20 protein-coding genes are annotated in these 20,796 nt (G+C 39.8%); 16 read left to right on the top strand and 4 right to left on the bottom strand.

Features of this window, described 5'->3' with window-relative positions; translation table 11 throughout:
- Nucleotides 1–6: 6 nt before the first annotated feature.
- From ftsE to KA531_01885, 8 genes are all read left to right on the top strand, one after another.
- Nucleotides 7–687, top strand: coding sequence for a cell division ATP-binding protein FtsE (gene ftsE / locus KA531_01920; protein MBP6005640.1), 681 nt, complete (start codon nucleotides 7–9; stop codon nucleotides 685–687).
- Nucleotides 684–1,601, top strand: a complete 918-nt coding sequence (locus tag KA531_01915) for an ABC transporter permease (protein MBP6005639.1) — start codon at nucleotides 684–686, stop codon at nucleotides 1,599–1,601. Before ftsE ends, KA531_01915 begins: the two co-directional genes overlap by 4 nt.
- Nucleotides 1,602–1,626: 25 nt before the next feature.
- A complete protein-coding gene (gene rplS / locus KA531_01910; protein ID MBP6005638.1) occupies nucleotides 1,627–2,190 on the top strand; it encodes a 50S ribosomal protein L19 in 564 nt (187 codons plus the stop codon).
- Nucleotides 2,191–2,455: 265 nt separating this feature from the next.
- Nucleotides 2,456–2,812: a YraN family protein gene (locus KA531_01905; GenBank protein MBP6005637.1), complete on the top strand. Its 357-nt coding sequence runs from the start codon at nucleotides 2,456–2,458 to the stop codon at nucleotides 2,810–2,812.
- A gap of 48 nt (nucleotides 2,813–2,860) precedes the next feature.
- On the top strand, nucleotides 2,861–3,994 hold the full coding sequence (gene nusA, locus KA531_01900) for a transcription termination/antitermination protein NusA (GenBank protein ID MBP6005636.1): 1,134 nt from the start codon (nucleotides 2,861–2,863) through the stop codon (nucleotides 3,992–3,994).
- Nucleotides 3,957–6,368, top strand: a complete 2,412-nt coding sequence (locus KA531_01895) for an ATP-dependent Clp protease ATP-binding subunit (protein MBP6005635.1) — start codon at nucleotides 3,957–3,959, stop codon at nucleotides 6,366–6,368. The genes nusA and KA531_01895 overlap by 38 nt, the downstream gene beginning before the upstream one ends.
- Before the next feature lie 9 nt (nucleotides 6,369–6,377).
- Entirely contained in the window at nucleotides 6,378–7,679 is a 1,302-nt protein-coding gene (radA, locus tag KA531_01890; protein MBP6005634.1) for a DNA repair protein RadA, read from the top strand.
- Nucleotides 7,676–8,932: a UDP-N-acetylmuramoyl-tripeptide--D-alanyl-D-alanine ligase gene (locus tag KA531_01885; GenBank protein MBP6005633.1), complete on the top strand. Its 1,257-nt coding sequence runs from the start codon at nucleotides 7,676–7,678 to the stop codon at nucleotides 8,930–8,932. The genes radA and KA531_01885 overlap by 4 nt, the downstream gene beginning before the upstream one ends.
- On the opposite strand, the gene KA531_01880 is transcribed toward KA531_01885, so the two are convergent.
- Nucleotides 8,927–9,976, bottom strand: coding sequence for a D-alanine--D-alanine ligase (locus KA531_01880; protein ID MBP6005632.1), 1,050 nt, complete (start codon nucleotides 9,974–9,976; stop codon nucleotides 8,927–8,929). The genes KA531_01885 and KA531_01880 overlap by 6 nt on opposite strands.
- Before the next feature lie 119 nt (nucleotides 9,977–10,095).
- A complete protein-coding gene (locus KA531_01875; GenBank protein ID MBP6005631.1) occupies nucleotides 10,096–10,323 on the bottom strand; it encodes a hypothetical protein in 228 nt (75 codons plus the stop codon).
- 189 nt (nucleotides 10,324–10,512) lie between these two features.
- Between KA531_01875 and KA531_01870 the strand changes: the two genes are divergently transcribed.
- The 6 genes from KA531_01870 to KA531_01845 all read left to right on the top strand — a co-directional run bounded on the left by KA531_01870 (nucleotide 10,513) and on the right by KA531_01845 (nucleotide 15,587).
- Nucleotides 10,513–10,767, top strand: coding sequence for a glutaredoxin family protein (locus KA531_01870; GenBank protein ID MBP6005630.1), 255 nt, complete (start codon nucleotides 10,513–10,515; stop codon nucleotides 10,765–10,767).
- Nucleotides 10,768–10,885: 118 nt separating this feature from the next.
- Nucleotides 10,886–11,743: a rhodanese-related sulfurtransferase gene (locus KA531_01865; GenBank protein ID MBP6005629.1), complete on the top strand. Its 858-nt coding sequence runs from the start codon at nucleotides 10,886–10,888 to the stop codon at nucleotides 11,741–11,743.
- A gap of 6 nt (nucleotides 11,744–11,749) precedes the next feature.
- The gene (gene uvrB / locus KA531_01860; GenBank protein ID MBP6005628.1) at nucleotides 11,750–13,744 is read left to right on the top strand and encodes an excinuclease ABC subunit UvrB; all 1,995 of its coding nucleotides are present in this window, start codon (nucleotides 11,750–11,752) and stop codon (nucleotides 13,742–13,744) included.
- Between the two features lie 53 nt (nucleotides 13,745–13,797).
- The gene (locus KA531_01855) at nucleotides 13,798–14,610 is read left to right on the top strand and encodes an endonuclease/exonuclease/phosphatase family protein (protein MBP6005627.1); all 813 of its coding nucleotides are present in this window, start codon (nucleotides 13,798–13,800) and stop codon (nucleotides 14,608–14,610) included.
- Entirely contained in the window at nucleotides 14,610–14,984 is a 375-nt protein-coding gene (locus KA531_01850) for a M48 family metallopeptidase (GenBank protein ID MBP6005626.1), read from the top strand. The genes KA531_01855 and KA531_01850 overlap by 1 nt, the downstream gene beginning before the upstream one ends.
- A gap of 261 nt (nucleotides 14,985–15,245) precedes the next feature.
- Nucleotides 15,246–15,587 carry a hypothetical protein gene (locus KA531_01845; GenBank protein ID MBP6005625.1) on the top strand — a complete coding sequence of 114 codons (342 nt, stop codon included), beginning with the start codon at nucleotides 15,246–15,248 and terminating at the stop codon, nucleotides 15,585–15,587.
- Here KA531_01845 and KA531_01840 read toward each other — a convergent pair whose 3' ends face one another.
- A complete protein-coding gene (locus KA531_01840; GenBank protein ID MBP6005624.1) occupies nucleotides 15,588–16,286 on the bottom strand; it encodes a hypothetical protein in 699 nt (232 codons plus the stop codon).
- A 205-nt stretch (nucleotides 16,287–16,491) separates the two neighbouring features.
- On the opposite strand from KA531_01840, the gene KA531_01835 reads away from it, so the two are divergent.
- A complete protein-coding gene (locus KA531_01835) occupies nucleotides 16,492–17,268 on the top strand; it encodes a prepilin peptidase (protein ID MBP6005623.1) in 777 nt (258 codons plus the stop codon).
- On the opposite strand, the gene KA531_01830 is transcribed toward KA531_01835, so the two are convergent.
- Entirely contained in the window at nucleotides 17,234–17,425 is a 192-nt protein-coding gene (locus KA531_01830; GenBank protein ID MBP6005622.1) for a hypothetical protein, read from the bottom strand. The genes KA531_01835 and KA531_01830 overlap by 35 nt on opposite strands.
- Before the next feature lie 126 nt (nucleotides 17,426–17,551).
- On the opposite strand from KA531_01830, the gene KA531_01825 reads away from it, so the two are divergent.
- On the top strand, nucleotides 17,552–20,796 hold a 3,245-nt coding region (locus KA531_01825; GenBank protein MBP6005621.1), incomplete at its 3' end, for a right-handed parallel beta-helix repeat-containing protein.

The following is a 20,796-nucleotide window of genomic DNA, read 5'->3' as shown; positions in this document are numbered from 1 at the left end:
TGTTTGATGATTTTACTCGATAGAGTTTCGGTAATGTATTCGAATAAGACAGTGGCTCTGTCTGGTGTGAACTTGCATATTACCGCTAAGGAATTTGTTAGTATTGTGGGGCCTAGTGGCGCTGGTAAGTCTTCATTAATCAAACTTCTGATCAAAGAAGCAGATTCGGTCAGTGGTAAAATCATTGTTGATGGTACAGACTATGATACTTTGACTCGTCAAGATATCCCAATACTTCGGAGAAGGATTGGCGTAGTATTTCAGGATTTTAAATTATTACCAAATCTCAATGTCTATGAAAATGTCGCTTTTGCCCTAGAGGTAGCTGGGGTTAAGACCAAAGATATTAAACGCGCAGTACCAAAGATCTTGCATCTAGTGGGTCTAAGTGGCAAGGTCAAGAGTTATCCCCACGAAATATCTGGTGGTGAGAAACAACGGACTGCAATAGCTAGGGCTTTGATTCGTAATCCAAAAATCTTAATTGCTGATGAGCCGACTGGTAACCTTGACCCTAAGACTGCTTGGGATATTATTGAGCTACTGCTCAAGATTAATCGATTTGGTACAACAGTGCTTTTGACTACTCACAACAAAGAGATAGTTAATTCTCTCAAGAAGCGGGTGATTACTATTAATCGTGGCAGGATAGTCAAAGACGAAAAGGTTGGGAGATTTAGTTTATGATTACATTTTATCGGATCATCAGGCAGGGTCTTAAAAACTTTTTTCGTAATTCTTGGCTGTCGATAGCCGCTACAGCAGTGATGCTGGTTACTATCTTGGTGGTTAGTTTTTTTATTTTTGCTCAAGCTTTGCTCAATCAGCAAACTATCCAGTTCAGACAAAAAGCTGATGTCAGTATCTACCTGACTGATTCGGCGCCACGTGAGATTGTTAAAGAACTAGAGCAAGATCTGGAGGCACTTGATGAGGTCGAGACTGTAGAATATACCTCCAAAGACCAGGCATATCAAGAGTTTAAAGCTTCTGGTGATCAGGAGACGACCAGTTTGCTTGAAGATAGCGATGTCGGCAATCCTTTTCCGGCATCCTTGGAGATCAAGGCTAGTCAGGCTGGAGAGATTGAGGCTGTATCTGGTGTGATTAGTCAAGATAAGTATCAAGATATCATCGAAAGGCAAGAGAAATTTAGCGAGAGACTTTCTGCCACCAATCGATTATTAAATTTTGTCAAGAATCTTGGTAGGACTGGAACAATTATTAGCATAGTATTTTTGGTGATTTCATTGCTGATTATATTTAATACAGTCAGGATGGCAATTTTTTCCAGAAGAGGTGAGGTTGAAATTATGCAGTTGGTCGGAGCGACTAATTGGTTTATCCGAGGTCCATTTCTGGTCGAGGGGGCTTTGTATGGATTGATTGGGGCTACAATCTCAATGCTGGTTTCATACTTTGTTTTTCGGGCTGTTGAGCCTGGATTGGTTAACAGTCTAGAAGGAGGGGCTGATTTTATCCAGCAGAGTATTGATCAGAATCAGCTCTATATAGTATTAGCTCAGTTTGGACTAGGAATAACGATTGGTATTATTTCCTCTTGGTTGGCAGTTGCTCGCTATTTAAAACTTGTCTCATAGGATTTTTTCTGGTACAATTACCGTTATGTCCGATCAAATATTAGAACAAGTTGTTAGCAAGCATAAACGTCATCAAGTACCGGAATTGCGTACTGGTGATAGTGTTAGAGTCCATCAAAAGATTACTGAAGGGGAGAAGTCTCGCATCCAAGTCTTCGAGGGAGTAGTGATCAAGGTAACCAAGCCAAATACTATGATGGCTAGAGTTTTTGTCCGTAAGCTCTCTGGGGGGATTGGCGTAGAAAAATCTTGGTTACTCAATTCTCCCAGTTTAGTTAAGCTAGAAGTGCTCAAGCGATCCAAGGTACGTAGGAAGTTTATTAGTTATATGCGCGAGTTAAGGGGTAAGGCTACTCGATTAAGGGAAGTAAAATTTGATAAAGAATTGGTTAATAAGTATGCAGATTTTGGTCAAGCTGAGCTAGAACAATTAGCCGCAAAAGAGGCAGAAAAATTAGCTAAAGCTGATGCTAAGAAGGCAGAGGCAGAAGCCAAAAAAGCAGAAAACAAAGCCGAAGTAGTAGCTGAGGTAAATAAGTCTAGTATTGATGCAAAGCCAGAAGCTAACCCCGAAGCTAAGGCTGAATAGTATTTTACTGAGAGTTTTGACGTTGGGCTGGTGTTGATTTAGTGTTTGTATTGAATTACTGGACTCAATAGGAAATAGCCTGCCTATTTTTGTACTTACGAGCAAAGATGTATATTTATCAAACCCATTGGTCAGGATCAAGTAGCCTTAAATTATGAGGCTATACAAAAACTGGCAGATTAAGATAAGCCTAGAATAGTTCTAGCTTTCGTAAATAGTAAAATCAATCTTTGTATTAGGGCTATTTTGTAGTAGGATAATCTCAATGAACAATCTCAGGCTAGGAAGTTTGGCCGAAGATTGGGTAGCGAAGTATTTGACCAGCAAGGGTTATAAATTGCTAGCGAGAAATTATGGCAAGAAGTATTTTGAGCTGGATATCATTGCCTTCAAAGCTCGGTGCCTTTGTTTTGTCGAGGTCAAGTATCGTAAGCATCCAATCGATGCTGAACCAAGCAAGCTAATCAACAAGAGAAAACTCCATCAAATCAAGACGGGTGGGTTGACTTGGTTGAAAAACCATCAAGAGTACAGTGATTGCTTGCTAAGGATCGATCTGGTGACAGTAGTGGGTGAGATTGGTTGGCCAGAGATAACTCACTATCTGGATATCAGTAGTTAAGGATATTTGCCCTAGTAATCATTGGCTTAGTTCGGTATAATTGATAATATGAATACACAATTTATATCCGCATTAGAACAAATCTGTGATGAAAAGAATATTCCTAAGCAGGTTTTGCTTGACGGTATTCAAGAAGCTTTGATAGCCGCTTATCGCCGTGATTTTTTGAATGATCCTGATGGTGAAAATCAAGATCAAGAAGTCAGGGTCTTTTTGCACCCTGATACTGGTCAGTTCAAGCTTTACACCGATAAATTGGTAGTAGAAGATCGGATTGATAACCCAAATAGTCAGATAAGCCTTGAAGATGCAAAAAAACTTGATAAGAATGTCAAGATTGGAGACTTTGTAGAAGTGGAGGAAGATTCCGCAGAATTTGGTCGAGTAGCAGCTCAGACTGCTAAGCATGTGATGCTTCAAAAGATTCGTGAGGCTGAAAAGAGCAAAATAGCCGATGAATACCGCGATCAGATAGGTAAAGTCATCACAGTCAATATCGGTAGAAGTGACAGTATGGGTATCAGGGTAGATCTGGCCAATAAGGGTCAAGGGATTATCTATCCGTCAGGCCAGATACCTGGCGAGCGTCTTTATCCTGGCCTAAGAGTCAAGGTACTTGTCGAAGAAGTAGATCAAGATAAGCGTGGCCCTGCTGTAGTCTTATCTAGGACAAATCCTGATTTTATCAGAGGATTATTTGAGGCCGAAGTACCAGAAATAGGATTGGGTTCTGTTGAAGTTGTTAAGATAGTTCGAGAGCCTGGAATACGTAGTAAGATTTCTGTCAAGTCTGATGTCAATGGGATTGATCCTGTTGGTACATTGGTTGGTGGACGAGGGGTCAGAGTACAAGCCGTACTCAATGAATTGGGAAATGAAAAGATTGATATAGTCGAACATAGTGATGATTCGATTCAGGCTATCAAGAACGCCTTGAAACCGACAGAGGTAGAGTCAATAGATTTGGATTCAGATCAAAAGGTAGCTACTGTCAAAGTGCGTGATGATCAATACTCTTTGGCCATTGGCTCAAAGGGTATGAATGTTAAGTTGGCTGCTAAGTTATTGGGCATTAAGATTGATGTGGTGAATACAGAGGATAGCGTAGAATCCATTGCATTAGAAGCTGCATCATTGGGTAGGCATGAAGAAGATCCAGACCAGCAAAACCAATCCGTTTGATCGATTTTCGACCAAATCACTTGAAGCTATTCAGGTAGCCGAGAAGCATGCTGCCAAAAGGGGAAGAGGCTTAGTGGGTACTGAAGAATTGCTTTATGGATTAATTAGTCAATCTGACAGTCTGGCCGAACAGTTTCTCAAGATGCTCAAGGTCAACCTTGAACTATTAAAGGCTGAGATTAGTAAGTCATCTCAAACTACTGTGGATTATCAAGGATTTTCCCAGATGGCTAAGCGTTCGTTGGTTGATAGCTATCAGCTTGCATACAAGTTTGATCTCAAATTGATTAGTACAGACTTGATCCTGCTTTCATTATTGAGCAATCCAGCATCGGATGTTTGTAAATTGTTGACTAGACTAGGATACAAGATCTCACATCTGGTAGTTGAGTTAGAACAATATATTGTTAATCGCAAAATATTTGACCAACAGCTCAGTCAATTTGGTGATCAAATATCTTCTCCTATTGGGCTGGAAAAGTATTCAACAAATCTCTCGTTGATGGCCAGCGAAGGGATGCTCGACCCTTTGATTGGTCGAGATAAAGAATTGGCTGAATTGATCACTATTTTGATTAGAAGACACAAGAATAACCCAATCTTGATCGGTGAGCCAGGTGTTGGTAAGACGGCAATCATTGAGGGTTTGGCACAAGCTATAGAGGATCAAAATGTTCCTGTAGAATTAAGGGGTAAATTGGTTTACCAGTTAGACCTATCTAGCTTGATGGCTGGTACAAAATATCGTGGAGAATTTGAGTCTAGAATTAAAGAGATCTTAGAAGAGCTAGAGGATGATGGTCAGGTAATACTTTTTATTGATGAGGTTCACCAGATAGTAGGCACAGGCAATAGTGAAGGTACAATGGATCTTGCTAATGTCTTGAAACCTGCCTTGGCCAGGGGTAATATTCAGGTTATTGGTGCTACAACCAGGGAAGAATATCGTAAATATATTGAGAAAGATCAAGCTCTCGTCAGGAGGTTTAAGTCAGTTGATGTCGAACAGACAGACTCTGAGTCTACGATGGAGATCCTCAAAGGTGTCAGGGATAGATATCAAGATTTTCACGGTCTAAAGATCACTGATCAGGCTTTGGCCGAAGCAATATTGTTGACCAAGCGCTATCAACCGGAACAGTTTTTCCCAGATAAGGCAATTGATTTAGTGGATTACACCTTTGCTCGTTGGAGATATAACAATCCAGATAAGGCTGAAAGACTTTATCAGATTGAACAGGATATCATAGCTAGTGAAATAGATTTGGAGTCAGCTATAATTGCTTCAAAGTATCAGAAGGCAGGTCGTTTGGTGGCTAAGATCGAGGCTGCCAGAAAACGTTTAAGAAGTGAGGCAAAGAAAGCGAGCAAGAACCAGATTGACAAGCAAGATATTCAGGCTGCTTTAGCTAATAAGCTTGGGTTGCCAATCGAGCAGCTTAGTGATGATAAGAAGTTTCAACTCATTGATTTGGAGCAAAGACTTGCAAATCAGGTAGTAGGTCAACCTGGAGTAATCTCAGCGGTGAGCTCTGCTTTGAAGCGTGGTCAAGTTGGGTTGACAATAGAGGATCGACCTTTGGCTAGTCTATTATTCCTGGGTCCAACAGGTGTTGGCAAGACAGAGTTGGCTAAGGTGATTGCTAATGAACTCTATGGTAGTCGAGATGCGATGATTCGGGTCGATATGAGTGAATTTAGCGAGAAGCATCACGGGGCAAAACTGACCGGTGCTCCTCCGGGGTATGTAGGGTATCAAGACCAGATTGGATTTTTGGAAAAAGTTAGAAGAAAGCCTTATAGTTTAATCTTGTTTGATGAGATTGAGAAAGCCAATCCAGCAATATTCAATCTACTATTGCAAATATTGGATAATGGAATTCTGACAGACTCTAGCTCAAGAGAAATTAATTTTAGAAATACTACCATCATCATGACTGCCAATATTGGTGCTGAATATTTCGGTAAGTCTAGTTCCCTTGGATTTGCTGGTAGTATTGAAGACCAAGAAGCCTCTATCCCTAGCAAGGTTAGGGATAGCCTGGAAGATACTTTTCGACCAGAGTTTTTGAATCGAATAGATTATATCTTGGGATTTTCACATCTCACCAAAGAAGCCAGCAAATTAATTCTAGATCAAAAATTAATTAGGCTAGCCAATCGTGCAAGATCAAAAAGTGTTAGCTTGACTTATAGTCCAAGGCTTAAAAATCATTTATTAGAGACTGGGTTTAGTACGCGTTATGGTGCTAGATCAATTGATCGAATCTTGCAAGATCAACTCGAATCCGTACTAGCTGATAATTTACTGCTAGCCCAAGTACCAGGCAAAATTAGGCTAGATTACCAAGATGGTAAAGTTGTAACAAGGTAGTATGATCAAGTGGAGTATATCTGTCAAAATTGCCAAGCCAAGTCATCGAGATGGAGTGGCAAGTGTCTGCAGTGTGGGAGTTGGGATAGCCTCAAGCAAGTAAGCAATCAAATCAAGGGTGGGGTTCATTCTCAAGCACTTGAATTGATTCCCTACCAAGAAATCAAGCATACCACAAATACTAGATTATCTACTGGGATTAAAAGCTTAGACCAAGTATTTGGCGGTGGTATAGTACCGGGATCGATTAGTTTATTGTCAGGGCAGCCAGGTATAGGTAAATCAACCCTATTGGGTCAATTGGCATTAAATCTCTCAGCTCAAAGTAAGTTGATTTATCTGAGTGGTGAGGAGTCAAAAACTCAGCTCGGGATGCGGTTGCAAAGATTGACTACTGACGGGATAGGGGATCAATTGATGATCACTACGGATACCAGGATTGAGAATTTGATTGGACATTTGGCTGATGGTCAGACAGATCTAGTGATTATTGATTCTGTCCAAACGATTCGTTCTGGTCAGGTTGATACTGTGGCTGGTAGCGTTAGTCAGATTACTACTGTCACAAATCTTTTGGTCGAAGCGGCAAAGCTGACCAATACAGCAATCATTCTGGTGGGTCAGGTGACCAAGGGGGGAGATATAGCTGGTCCAAAGCTCTTGGAGCATATGGTAGATACTGTTCTTCATTTGGATGGTGATCGTAATTCTGAGCTCAAGATCTTGATGGCGAGCAAGAATCGTTTTGGCAACAATCAATCACTAGCAATTTTTGCGATGGGTGAAAGAGGGATGGAAGAGGTCTCAAATCCGAGTGAAAGGTTGCTAGAATTTCGCCAAGATCAGTCGGGCAGTGTTGTCTATCCAGCACTCGAGGGCAATCGTTCAATCTTGATAGAAGTCCAGGCTCTAATCAATAAGACCAATTTTGGATATCCCAAACGGACTTCTGTTGGTTTTGATCTGAATCGATTACAGATGCTAATAGCTGTTTTGTCCAAACGAGCCAAGCTCAAGCTAGATCAATATGATGTCTATGTAAATCTAGTAGGTGGGATTAAGGTGGATGATCCAGGAATAGATTTGGCGGTGGCTGCAGCGATTATCTCGATCTATTTTGATCAAAAACTCGGATCGGATCTGGTAGTTTTTGGTGAGGTTGGATTAAGTGGAGAGATTAGGCCGGTCAGGGGATCAAATCTCAGGCTAGAAGAAGCTAAGAAGATGGGACTTAAGCGAACCATTATGTCTGGTAATAGTAAACAGGCTATCAAAAGGATTGAGGATTTATTGGAGCTAATCAAAAAATGAGAAAAATCTTTGCTAAATTTGTCCAAAGTTACTTAGAGATGATGGTTAGGTGGATGCTAGTAATCCATAAGCCAAAAGTTATAGCGATCACTGGTAGTATAGGTAAGACCACTACTAGGAGTATGATTGATCAGTTGCTCAACGGGAAGGTTCAATACAATCGAGGAAAGAGTGGCTACAATACAGAGATCGGCCTACCGATGGTGATCTTTGAACAGTCCATACCCTCCGATCTAAGCTCGATTGTTCAGTGGTCAAAAATTTTATTGCGGGTCACATGGTTAGCTCTGAAGTATCCTTATGATTATCTATTGCTTGAAATGGGAGCGGATAAACCGGGTGACATTACTCATTTTTTGAGCTATATTAAGCCAGATATAGCAATTATCACAGGTATTGGTGCAGCTCATACAGAAGGATTTGGTTCTATCCAAGCAGTTCTAACCGAAAAATGGAAGCTAGCTCAAGTGGCTAGACAGGCAGTAATTTACAGTCAAGATTTTGATTTGATTAGTCAAGAAGCTAAGTCACTCAAAGGTAATAGATTGAGTTACTCAGCAGTTGGTCAGGAGGCAGATTATTGCCTAGAGTTTGTCAATTTGCTCAGCCAAGGGTTGGCTGGTAGATTACGAACCCCAAATAGGGATCTGGAGTTTGCTAGTCAATTGATCAGTAGGGTGCAGTTGGCTGCTGGGCTCGCTGGACTCGCGACACTGGACTCTCTGGGGATTGAATGGTCGGTAGAAGACTATAATAAGCTTCAGGCAGTGGCTGGTCGCTCTAGGTTGTTAATATCAGATAATCAGGTTAGAATCATTGACGATAGCTATAATGCTAGTGCAGTCTCCATCCTGGCAGGTCTAGATACATTGGTAGAGTTGGCTGGAGATGGAAGGAAAGTTTTTGTATTTGGTCAGATGAATGAACTAGGCAGACTGACTAGTCAGGAGCATATTCGGGTAGCCAAGCAAGCCAATCATCTAGTAGATAAAGTCTATGGGTTGGGTCCAGAAGTTGAGAAATTGGCTAGATATTTTGATCAAGCAGATTTTGAATATTATTCAGATCCGTATACCCTTGGAAAGGTATTAGCTAGAGAGTTAAAATCAGGCGACACTGTCTTGGTCAAAGGTAGCCAAAATCAAGTATATAGTGAGGAGGTAATAGCGACAATTGCTCCAGAACTACGAGATCAATTGGTCAGACAAAGCAAGGATTGGCGAGATAAAAAAGAAAGAAACTTTAAGCTATAGGCTAAGACTTTGTCGTTGTAACTTGGCTGTTAGGGCTAATTCTACAAGCCGCTTGGTAAGTTGTCCGATGTCAATTCCTAGCAACTCGATCATTTTGGGGTACATACTATATTGAGTGAAACCAGGTATGGTATTAATCTCGTTGAATATTATTTGGTTATTCTTGGTTAAGAAGAAGTCAACTCTACTCATCCCCTTGCAACCAAGAACCCTGAATATTTCTATAGCTTGAGATTTAATCCGAGCTTCTATTTCGGGATCTATCTCGGAAGGCAATTCGATATTTGGAGGATTAGAGCCATGATATTTGGTTTGGTAGTCATAAAAATTCTTAGTAATGATACTAGCTGTGGGCGAAGCAATTGGGTCTGAATTTCCCAAGATAGCGCATTCTACTTCTCGACCATCAATTGCTTCCTCAATTAGCACTTGATTATCATAGCTAAGTGCAGTCTTGATTGCCTGGCTTAGTCCAGCTTTATCGGTGACTTTACTGACACCAACTGACGAACCTAGGCTTGCTGGTTTGATGAAGGCTGGTAGACCTAGATCATTAACGATATCTAGCTCACTGATCTGATTTAATCTAGTTAGTGCTAAATACTTTGCCTGGTTGACATAAGTCTTGGATACAAGCTCTTTTGTGACTAATTTATTAAAAGAAGTGGCTGAAGCCAGTATACCTGGACCAATGTAAGCTATATCATAGAATTCACACAAGCCCTGAATTGCACCATCTTCTGCCGTTTGACCATGCATTATAGGGGCAACCAGATTTACTTCAAAGATTTTTTTACCAGATTGGATTTCTATTAGCCAGACTTTGTTCCCGATAGGGGCTAGACATACCTGGATACCTTTTGGATTAGTATGCTCAAGGGGTTTTGACTGGTCATCTTGATAAATCCAAGTATTGTCTTGTAAAATTTTTACCAAATAAGTATCATATTGATTTTGTTTTAACCCTTTAAGAAAGTTTGTAGCAGAACTGATTGACACTTCATGCTCACTGGATCTACCGCCATAGAGTAGTAGGATGTTCATAGTGGTATTATGGCTTAGTTGTAGGCAATAGTAAAGGGCTATAAGAGTAAGTTACGGGGTTGAATTTTAATAAATAAATTAATACCTAGGGCGCGCAATAGGTTGGCAGTTTATTACTATTACTCAAGATAAGTATATCCAGTTGGTTTTGATGGTGGCTTCTTTCTGTTCATCCAGGCAACAGCTTGTCGTCTGTTCTTGTCCACTGTATGCTTTTGTAGATCGGAAGGTTGGGGATCTGGTGGTGTATCGGAACTTGCTTGATTTGGAGAAGCTATGGGCGGTGCTTCAGGTGGAGATTCAGTAGATGTTGGATTATCAGGTTCCATTGCTATATGTTCACTCATGAAGCTAAGTTTAGCAGATAGGGTAGATTTTGCAAGCATGAGCAGGATGATAGAGATAAAATAGGCAAAAGCCCTATTGCTGGATTAGCATAAGCAAGGTACAATAGTGTGGTGCGTTTTCGTATGACGTTTGCCATGTCTGTAGCGTACCAATTCAATTAAAACACTAGCATATTAATAGGAGGAGCAATGAGTCAACAGACCAAAAAAGTTACAGTTTATCACACCAATTCCTGTGTTTATTGTCACAAAGCAATGGAATTCATGGATAGCAAAGGTGTACCCTATATTGCCAAGAATGTTCAAGAAAACTCAGAATACGCTAAGGAAATGTTTGAGAAGTCCAGACAGTTTGCTGTGCCAGTAATAGTAGTCGATGATGAAGTATTGCCACCAGGCTACAATCAAGCTTTGCTTGCAAGCAAATTAGGTCTAGCAAATTAGCAGAACATAATAAAGTATTTTAGCAAGGTTGTAATTAGGGTAAATATTTGTAACAATCTATATGGATCGAGGGTAGGTTTAGGGTTTTACCTTTTTACTAGGAAGGTATATATTATTTATGTCAAAAAAGTATCAAGTAATTTTATTTTATAAGTATATAGCGGTCGATAATCCGAGTTTGGAAGTATTGATTCAAAGAGGTCTTCTAACAGAATTAAAGATTAAGGGTAGGGTTTTAATCGGGGAAGAAGGGATCAATGGCACAGTTGCTGGCAGGGTAGCTGACATTGAAAAGTATATCGAATACTTGACATCTAGATTTGGAGAAATAGACTTCAAGATAGATAGGTATGCCAAGGTGCCATTTCCAAAACTCAAAGTCAAAGCTCGCAAGGAAATAGTGACACTGATGTCCGATCAAGAGATTGATAAAGAGTCTGCTGATTATATTGAGCCAGACCAGTTGCAAGATATTCTTGAAAACAATCCAGATAGCATAGTACTATTTGATGCAAGAAATGAGTATGAGAGCAGAATAGGCAAATTCGATAATGCTATTACTCCTGATATCAAGAATTTTAGAGATCTTCCAGAATGGGTTGAGAATAGTGATCTAGATAAGGAACAAGAGATAGTTACTTATTGCACAGGGGGGATTCGTTGTGAGAAATTTTCCGCCCTACTCAAGAGTAAGGGATACAAAAATGTTAAACAATTGCATGGAGGTATTATCAATTATGCTAAGCGTTATCCACAGGGTCACTATCTGGGGACTTGTTTCGTATTTGATGAAAGGATGAGTGTGGCATTTGATGACAACCCTAGACTGATTAGTCAGTGTATCTATTGCAATACCATGGATCAGAGTTACCATAATTGTAAAAACAAGCAGTGTAATGCATTGGTGGTGATATGTAATGATTGTTATCAATCAAATTATCACTGTTTGGATTGTAAGCAACTAGTAAATATTTAAGTTATTTTGACAACTCAACAATCAGATTTCCAGTTAGTCTCAAAATACGCACCAGCTGGTGACCAGCCAAAGGCGATTGACAAGATTTTGTCAGGGTTTCAAAACAATCAAAATCGTCAAACTTTACTCGGGGTGACTGGTTCTGGTAAGACATATACTATGGCTAATATTATTCAGGGTCTGAATAGGCCTACTCTAGTACTTTCGCACAACAAGACCTTAGCTGCTCAACTCTACAGTGAATTTAAGGCATTTTTTCCCTACAATGCTGTGCATTATTTTGTAAGCTATTTTGATTATTATCAGCCAGAAGCTTACATACCAAAGCGAGATATTTATATCGAGAAAGATTCTGCTGTCAATGAAGAGATTGATAGATTGCGCCTAGCGGCTACTGCTGGATTATTATCACGCAAAGATGTGATTATTGTTGCTTCTGTTAGCTGTATTTATGGGCTAGGATCGGCTGAAATTTATGCTAGTCAACAAATCGAGCTGTCTGTAGGTGAGATTAGAGAAAGAGGGAAGTTGATTAGACAGTTAACCGATATTCAGTATCAGAGAAACAACCTAAGCTTTGGTAGATCAGATTTTCGAGTCAGGGGTGAGAATCTTGAGATTTGGCCATCTTATCAAAACCAAGGCATTAGGGTGGAATTTTTTGCTGATAGGATAGTGAAGATTAGTTCCTTCCATCCACTTAGCGGTAAGAAGATTGAGGATCTCGGTCAGGTTGCAATTTATCCAGCCAAGCATCATGTTACACCCAAGCAGAAGCTTGATCAGTCAATCATTGCCATTAGGGAAGAAGCAAAAAAACGACTTGCTAGATTTGATCAAGAAGGCAAGCTAATCGAGGCTCAGAGACTGGAAAGTCGGATCGAATATGATATAGAGATGATTGAACAGACTGGATACTGTAAAGGCATTGAAAATTACTCTCGCTACCTGACGGGCAGGGAGGCTGGAGAACAGCCAGCAACCCTACTGGACTATTTTCCAGATGATTTTTTGATGTTGATCGATGAATCACATATTAGTTTGCCTCAGGTTCGTGGAATGTATGCTGGAGATCGAGCGAGGAAGGAAACATTAGTCGAGTATGGCTTTAGATTGCCAAGCGCTCTAGATAATAGACCCTTGAGTTTTCAGGAGTTTGATCAACATTTAGGCAGGGTTTTGTACATTTCAGCTACCCCAAATGACTATGAACTTGATCGCTCAGATCAAGTAGTAGAACAGATCATCCGACCGACTGGTCTACTAGATCCGATAATTGAGGTCAGGAGTAGTGACAATCAAGTAGATGATTTGATAGCTGAGATCAATCAGCGAGTCGAGCTTCAGCAAAGGGTATTAGTAACTACCCTGACTAAGAAATTGGCTGAAGAACTAAGTGAATACCTCAAGAAGCTTGGTATCAAGACTGCTTATTTGCATAGTGACGTAGTAGCACTAGAGAGGGTCGAGATATTGCAAGATTTAAGGAAGGGTAAGTACGATGTGTTGATAGGTATCAATCTATTGCGTGAAGGATTAGATTTACCCGAGGTAAGCCTGGTAGCAATTATTGATGCAGATAAGGAGGGATTTCTCAGGAATCGTACATCATTAATTCAGACTATTGGGCGGGCAGCTAGGCACAAGCAGGGTAAGGTGATCATGTATGCCGATAGGCTAACTGACTCAATGCGTCTTGCTATCGAAGAGACTGAGAGAAGGAGAAGGTTACAGGAAAGCTTTAATCACAAACATGGGATTACTCCTGAGAGTATCAAGAAAGGCTTCAGTGATGACTTGCCTCATAGCAAAGATGATCAGATAGATGATCTAGAGATGCTAGGGAATGTTGATTTGAAAAAGTTGCCAAATGAAGAATTGGATTATTTGCTGGGTGAACTAGATGAACAAATGCGATTGGCTGCTGATCGATTGGATTTCGAAGAGGCTGCCAGACTACGTGACCAGATAGCTAAATTAAAAAAATCTAGAAAAAAATGACCTGGATCATTGAGCTATTAATTAGCTTTTTGCCATATTTATTTATTATAAGCATGCTTATAATTCTACTAAGTTGGAGCTTTATTCGAATAACAGCCTGGAAGATTGCTAGGATAATGATCTGGGTGGGCTCAATTATTGGGTTAGTGATCATCTGCTATCAAGTCAGCTTAATACCTAGGATCAAATATGCTAGCAAGCAGCCAAAGCAGTCTACCGAGTCACTGAGGGTAGGGTTTTATAATAAGCATTACCTTAATCAGGATTTTGGATCAATCAGACAGAAGCTTGTCGACAATAGACTGGATTTGTTGGCTATAGCTGAAGTTACCAAGGAACAATTTGACGATTTTGAGCAAGCCTTTGGCCAATACTATCTGACCAAGTTTGATTGTAGCTGCCAAAATGATAATTTTATTTTAATTAGCAAGCAGCCAGTAGGGGTTAGAAGCTTTGAAGTTGAAGCTAAGACCTTTGAAGTCGAGGCAGGATTGGGGGATCAAACTTTGAGCCTATATGTCAGTCATTTTTTGTATCCGGGAAATACTGAGATGCTGAGATCGAGGAATCAAGAAATAGTCAAAGTAGCAGATCGGGTATCTAGTGACAATAAATGGCTTTGGATGGGAGATTTTAACCTCAGCCCATTTGCGAGTAGCTATCAAGCTACAGGACTAGGTCTACTGGCAAACATCAATCCAAATAGTGGACTGAATCACAGCTGGTGTTACAAGGGTAGAATCGCACCATGTGCAACTATTGACCATGGGATGATTGATGGCAACCTCAGGCTGTATGACTATCAAACTATTGATGGAGGGGGTAATTCGGATCATAAAATGATCATTGCCGAGGTAGGAATATAGTGGGAAAGAGTAAACAATCTTTGACTGAACTCAGGCTGGATCGCAGGGAATACCTGGATAATCGTGAGATGGCGAGAATGATTATTCAGGGTAGGCTAGATTATTACCAAACTATGTTGGGAGTTAAATACAAAAGAGTTAGTATTAAACTTCTAAGGAGTCGTTGGGGAAGTTGTTCGAGTCTGGGCAATCTTAACTTTAATTACCTAATTATCAAATTGCCGGATCAACTTCGAGATTCAGTGATAGTTCATGAATTGACCCACCTAATTCACCCAAATCATAGTCAGCTATTTTATCAAACTGCTGAAGAGATCTTGCCAGGCTTTAGAAAGATAAGTAAACAGATGCGTAATTATCAGCTGCGAGGATGACCCCTCTTCGTCATCTTCGGGTTTCCCGAAGGGCAAAACCGGAGATCCAGCATTGGTATCAAGTGATTATCCAAATGTCAGTAGAAGTGGATCCCCCGTATTGTCCTGCGGACAATCGGAGGATGACAATACGAGGGAGGGTTTCGGAGGATGACGGCATGGTCAGGATTGAGAATGACCGCGTCTCAAAGTTATACTATTAGGTCTTTAAGATACTAAGTACCCTTGCTATTGATTGGTCAGGGGGTGTAAGATAAGGCTATGATTAGTAGCAAGAAAGCTAAATCATCCTTAGGTCTAAGTGCCTTAGGAGCATTAACATTAGTAATAGGAGTATATAAGATGTTAGATTTTTTTAGTCAAAAGAGCCAAAGAGAACAAAGACGTAAAGAGATCCAGAAAAAAGGTGTATTGGGCTTAGGTATAGTGACCTCTATAGTCGGAGCTTTAGCCGTTGCCTGGAAAAAGACTACTCCCGAACAAAGAGAAAATCTCAAGAATCAGGCTGTAGATACAGTGTCTAAGACTGTTAAAACGGCTAAGTCTAAGCTTCCCAAGAGTGATCAGTCTAGCAAGGTAGAAGCACAAGAAACTGACGAGTAGTTAGATCAATTCTTGGGCGACTCTTCTCTTACCTGGGAATAGGTAGTTGTGCCAATTCTCCAAATAGCTTGATAGCCCTTGAGGGTTGGAAGCAATTTCAAATAAGTATTGATAGTAATTAGCTGAATTTGTATCAATAACCTCAAGTAGGCGATCATAAGATATCCAACTGTCTTTATAACCCCTGAGAAGTGCAAGAAGGTCACTATAGGGGTAAGTAACATCGAGCTTATTGTTTGAGTCGAGGTTAGATTTTAGGTGAATAAATCTAGATACCTTGGCAAGTAGTAGGTCATCATTTTGGTTGATAGCTTCTGTGCGATAGCTTCCGGTAAAAATTTTTCCAGTATAACTATACTGCTGGTGGTAGTACTGAGAGTAGTTTGTCAGAATTAATTGCATCAGTTTGGGGATCTGCTTTGCTACTTTCTGCTCAAAAAGCAAGTAATAAGAATTTGGTAATAAACAGTAAGATAAGAGCCTTATCGTCTTTGAAAAGTCATTTTTGGGTAGGCGGGTTTTTTGATAGAATATTGCATTAGCTTCGATTTGATTTGATGTTAAATAGTAGTTTAGGAGTCTGAGAAAGTATTGGTAATCCCTAGGTCTCTTGAAGCTACCTATAATTGGATCAGAGTTGTTGTATATTAGGTAAAATTGTGTCTTATCGAACTTATTTCTACTGTTTTTTCTAGGCATAGTCCCAATATATTATCATATTGTATCTATAAAGTATATGTTATCCACAGGGTAGTAGGATAACTAATATATTGATAATTTTGCTTGATTAGTTATCTATAATATTGTCAATAAGTCAAAAATATAGGTATATGATAGAATCAATTTAGTAATTTTGAGTATTAAACTTTCGGGATTTTATTCTTAAGTATGCTATAGTTTGGTTATGCTTATTATGGCCATTATCTTGTCGATGATTCTTGCAAGCTTTTTTGTGACATTGGGGTTTAGGGTTAAAGAGTTTATGATAAAGAATCAAGAAATTAATTACTCTAAATTATTAATTGATAGATCCCGTTGTGATAATTGTCAGATTGTTCTAAATCCACTACAACTCGTCCCAATCTTCGGGCTAATATTCTATAGAGGTAGATGTCCAAAGTGTCAATCAAAAATAACTAAAGCATATATATATTGGGAGATCATTTATAGTGTTGGTTTTGTCAGCTTACTTGGATATGGTGATTATCGATTTGAGTTAGTCACAATCTTGGACTTGATATTCTTTTCATTTGGTATTGTTGGCGTGATTACTGATTATTATCAGAAACTCCTTCCAGATTTTGTGCTAAAAATCCTGGTTGTGGTAGGAGGGTTAGAGTTTTTGTTGATTAGCCCGGATACCAAAACAATAATCTTACAGAGTTTAGTAGTGGTATTGTTGATTGCTATCAACTGGTTGAGTAAAGAAAGATTTATGGGCAATGGAGACCTTTGGTTGATAGTCGGGGTCAACCTTAGCTTGTCGGATGCTAGTCTAGTAGTTTCTTACTTGGTAGCAATTTATTCAGCTACATTGATAGGCATCATTGGGATGGCTACAAAGAAATTAACCATCAAGTCTAGTATTGCCTTCGGACCATTTATCCTATTGGGTTGGTGGGTAGCAAAATTAAGTTTGGTAGATTTTAAGTGGCTGATTGAGAGTCTAAGGTTGTTATAGAGGATTGAGTCTGGTTTGAGCTATATTTACCTAGAGCCCAGCTAATCATTCCGACTACAGCTACTAAGGCAATGATTATAACAATAGCTAGAACCCTACGATAATAAAATCTATCCGGATGAACTGCTTCAGGTAGATGTTTTGGCTTTGTATTCATTGATTAGATTATAATACTTATGCTTGCAAATAGCAATCTCGTGCGCTATGCTCAAATTAATTATCAAAAATTATCAAAATATTATTTATTAATAGCCTAGAAAATTAGGCAATACATAGGAGGCAAATGCGTAGATTGCTGTATTTGGGTATTATTCCCGGTTTAATAATTTTTATCGGAGGAATATTGCTTTGGGGTTTGCGGGGTCAAGTAGGGGCAACAAATTTTGTCGTGACCAATCTGAATAACTCAGGTGCAGGTAGTCTCAGGCAGGCAATTCTCGATGTCAACAGTAATTGTCAACTAGGTTCAAGCCATGTCATTAGCTTTCAGCTTGCTAGTAGCTTAGCTCATCAGACCTATGGCACAGACCGAGTTTATCAGATCAGAGTTGGTAGTTTATTGCCAATTATTACTTGCCCGAATACGATTGTAGATGGTTTTGCCAATAATGCCAATCAGGGTTTGGTCGGTACAGATAGAATAGCGGGAGTCGATCAATTGGTCGTGCGCAAAGTCCGTAGACCATTTGTCGAGATTGTTGATATAGCTGATTTGGACTTTGGGTTACAAGCCAATGTAGACCAGGTAACTATTAGGGGAATAGCAATATATGGCTTTGGTCGAGATTTTGATTTGATAGGATATCGAACTGCAAATATCAGGCTTCAAAATAGCCATGGTAGCCTAGTCATGGATAATTTGGTAGGCTGTCCAGCGAGTGGAGCTAACCAGCCACCATCTGGATATCTGAGTTATGGTAGTGGAATATATTTCTATGATTCCAATCAAGGTAGTATACAAAACAATATCGTTTGTGCCAATAAGACAAATGGGATAGATATCAATGTTGGCAGTATTGCTCTGCCTTATGCCAATTTTAGTATCAAGGCCAATCAGATTAATAGTAGTGGAGGTAATGAGTCGGATCCTATAGGTGATGGTATCTGGGTGTTTGGCACTACTAATGCCGTAGTAGAAGGAAACTATATAGTTGATAGTGCTGGGGCTGGGATTGATGGGGTTAGGGGTAGTCAGGTACTAAATAACACCGTGATCACTTCAGGACTCGGTAATGAGCAGACTAATGGTATATCGATATTAGACAATGGCTCATTGATCAAAAATAATATTATCACTAGATCAAAAGGTAGTGGAATCTTGGTTTATCCCAAGTTATTTGAGGATGTGAGCGGTAATCTCCAGAATAGGATTAGCCAAAATAGCACATATGACAATGGTTCGGTTGGAATTGATTTGGTACCAGACGGGATAGGTAATCCAGCATTATACCAAGACGGCCAAACATTGAACGATCTGGGTGATCAGGACAGTGGAGGTAATAGCTTACTAAATTTTCCAGTTATCGATAGCTTGGTGATAGATTGTAATAGTACCAAGGCTCTACTAACGGGTTGGTCTAGGCCTGGTGTTGAATTAGAGTTATTTCGGGCTGCATTAGATCCTACAGGTTTTGGTGAGGGTAAAGATTATCTAGCAAGTTACACTGAGGGTAGTGTATTGGATCAAGATAGTGGGGTCAGTGCCTATGGTCCAGGACCTGTTAATGGAATACTAGTTGGTCAAGATCAAACTAATCGTTTTGGTTTCTATCTTGACCTGAGTCAGGTATCTTTAGAAGACTATTATACTATGACTGCTACTATCAATGGATCAACTTCGGAGTTTAGCCAAGCAATTCAGCCAGAACAAGCTTGTGTTGGCCTAGCCAAACAAGTAGCTGAAGTCAATTCTATGGGTTTTGGTAGCTATCAAGTAACTTTTGATCTATATATCAAAAATTATTTTGATCAAGAACTCAAGAACCTTAGTTTAACAGATAATCTTCTAGAGGGGTTGTCTGGATTAGATTATCAGGTCTTGGAACTTAGCTCAGATCAGCTTGATATTAACCCAGATTATAATGGTGGCTCTGATCAGGAAGTTTTGATTGCAGGTCAGGGATTAGCGCCTGATCAGGAAGCCCAAATTCACTTGGTAATAGAAGTAAAGACCAACCAATATCCTGATAGCTTTGGCTTGCATCACAATCAAGCTATCTTGTCTGCGCAGTATATTAAGGATCAGGGAGTATTAGATATTTTGGATAAGTCTCAAGTAGGTATTGATCCGGATCCAGATCAAGATGGTAATCCAACAAATAATTCTCAACCAACTAGTTTTGGCTTCGATCCTAGGTCTAGTTTAGGTTTAGCTAAGCATTTGAATAGTGTAGATTATCTTGGTCAGGCAAGCTTTGAGCTGGAGTACCAATTTGTGGTTAAAAACTATGGTGATACTTGGCTCAATGACCTGAAGATTATTGAGGATTTGGGTACCGAGTTTGGTACAGTAGATTGGCAAGTATCTGGTATTGATAGTCCAAACTTGGTAGTCAACACTACCTATAATGGCCTTGATCAACAAAACTTGCTTGCTCCAGATCAGATATTGGCACCTGGGCAGTCGGCCCAAATCTCACTAAAGCTTCAGATCAAGACTCCTGATGGATTAGATATATTGGTGAATACAGCAGAGGCTAAGGCTATAGATATCTTTGGTGATCAGATTGATGATAATAGCGTGGACGGGTTAGACCCAGACCCCAATGGTGATGGGGATCCTAGTAATGATGCTAGTCCGACTAGCTGGATACCAGATTATCAACCCAAGATTGGATTAGCAAAGGAATTGACTGAGATTGAGCAGTCAGGGGCAGATTATATAGTTCATTTTCGCTATCACATAAAAAACCTTTCGGATTATCGCCTGAAAAACCTCAAGTTGATTGACAGATTAGATATCTGGTTTGCAAGTTTGGATTATCAGATAGTGAGTCTCGAAAGTCCGGATCTGACTATTAATCCCAACTTTGGCCAAAATGCTAACTGGAATCTACTTGCTGGTATAGATAATCTTGAAGCAAACCAAGTGAGCTGGGTAGATTTTGAACTGCGATTGATTAACCCAGGACAGACGGAGTTTGCCAATCAGGCAGAAGTTAGAGCTAGTTTTGGTGACCAGATAGTTCGTGATTACTCTAATACTGGATCTGACATAGATCCTGATCATGATCAAGATCCGACTAACAATGATCAGATTACCGAATGGCAATTGGGGATCGATCTTAGCTTGGATAAGCAAGTCGGCCAAGCATGGGTTAGGCTGGGAGATCAGTTAGAATATAGCTTAATTGTTAGGAATTCTAGTCAGTTTCGAGCGGATAATATACAGATCAAAGATTATTTGCCTGCAGGTATGGAAATGGTAGATTATCAGGCTAGCACTGGTAGCTATGATCAGATGAATAATATTTGGTCAATTCCAGCTATTCCTGCAAATCAAACTGTCAATATCAAACTACTTGTCGA

The organism is Candidatus Saccharibacteria bacterium (genome assembly GCA_017983775.1).
In the GTDB taxonomy this organism is placed as follows: Bacteria; Patescibacteriota; Saccharimonadia; order JAGOAT01; family JAGOAT01; genus JAGOAT01.
The sequence above is the reverse complement of the archived record's forward strand: the minus strand, read 5'-3'. Positions and strand labels throughout refer to the sequence as shown.

Bases quoted from the DNA above. Each gene is read 5' to 3' on its own strand.
- KA531_01905 (MBP6005637.1), top strand. From the start codon at position 2,456: ATGAACAATCTCAGGCTAGGAAGTTTGGCCGAAGATTGGGTAGCGAAG.
- KA531_01845 (MBP6005625.1), top strand. From the start codon at position 15,246: ATGATTAGTAGCAAGAAAGCTAAATCATCCTTAGGTCTAAGTGCCTTA.
- KA531_01915 (MBP6005639.1), top strand. From the start codon at position 684: ATGATTACATTTTATCGGATCATCAGGCAGGGTCTTAAAAACTTTTTT.
- KA531_01885 (MBP6005633.1), top strand. From the start codon at position 7,676: ATGAGAAAAATCTTTGCTAAATTTGTCCAAAGTTACTTAGAGATGATG.
- KA531_01870 (MBP6005630.1), top strand. From the start codon at position 10,513: ATGAGTCAACAGACCAAAAAAGTTACAGTTTATCACACCAATTCCTGT.
- KA531_01895 (MBP6005635.1), top strand. From the start codon at position 3,957: ATGAAGAAGATCCAGACCAGCAAAACCAATCCGTTTGATCGATTTTCG.
- KA531_01840 (MBP6005624.1), bottom strand. From the start codon at position 16,286: ATGCCTAGAAAAAACAGTAGAAATAAGTTCGATAAGACACAATTTTAC.
- KA531_01880 (MBP6005632.1), bottom strand. From the start codon at position 9,976: ATGAACATCCTACTACTCTATGGCGGTAGATCCAGTGAGCATGAAGTG.
- KA531_01830 (MBP6005622.1), bottom strand. From the start codon at position 17,425: ATGAATACAAAGCCAAAACATCTACCTGAAGCAGTTCATCCGGATAGA.
- rplS (MBP6005638.1), top strand. From the start codon at position 1,627: ATGTCCGATCAAATATTAGAACAAGTTGTTAGCAAGCATAAACGTCAT.
- ftsE (MBP6005640.1), top strand. From the start codon at position 7: ATGATTTTACTCGATAGAGTTTCGGTAATGTATTCGAATAAGACAGTG.
- KA531_01835 (MBP6005623.1), top strand. From the start codon at position 16,492: ATGCTTATTATGGCCATTATCTTGTCGATGATTCTTGCAAGCTTTTTT.
- KA531_01875 (MBP6005631.1), bottom strand. From the start codon at position 10,323: ATGAGTGAACATATAGCAATGGAACCTGATAATCCAACATCTACTGAA.
- KA531_01865 (MBP6005629.1), top strand. From the start codon at position 10,886: ATGTCAAAAAAGTATCAAGTAATTTTATTTTATAAGTATATAGCGGTC.
- nusA (MBP6005636.1), top strand. From the start codon at position 2,861: ATGAATACACAATTTATATCCGCATTAGAACAAATCTGTGATGAAAAG.
- KA531_01855 (MBP6005627.1), top strand. From the start codon at position 13,798: ATGCTTATAATTCTACTAAGTTGGAGCTTTATTCGAATAACAGCCTGG.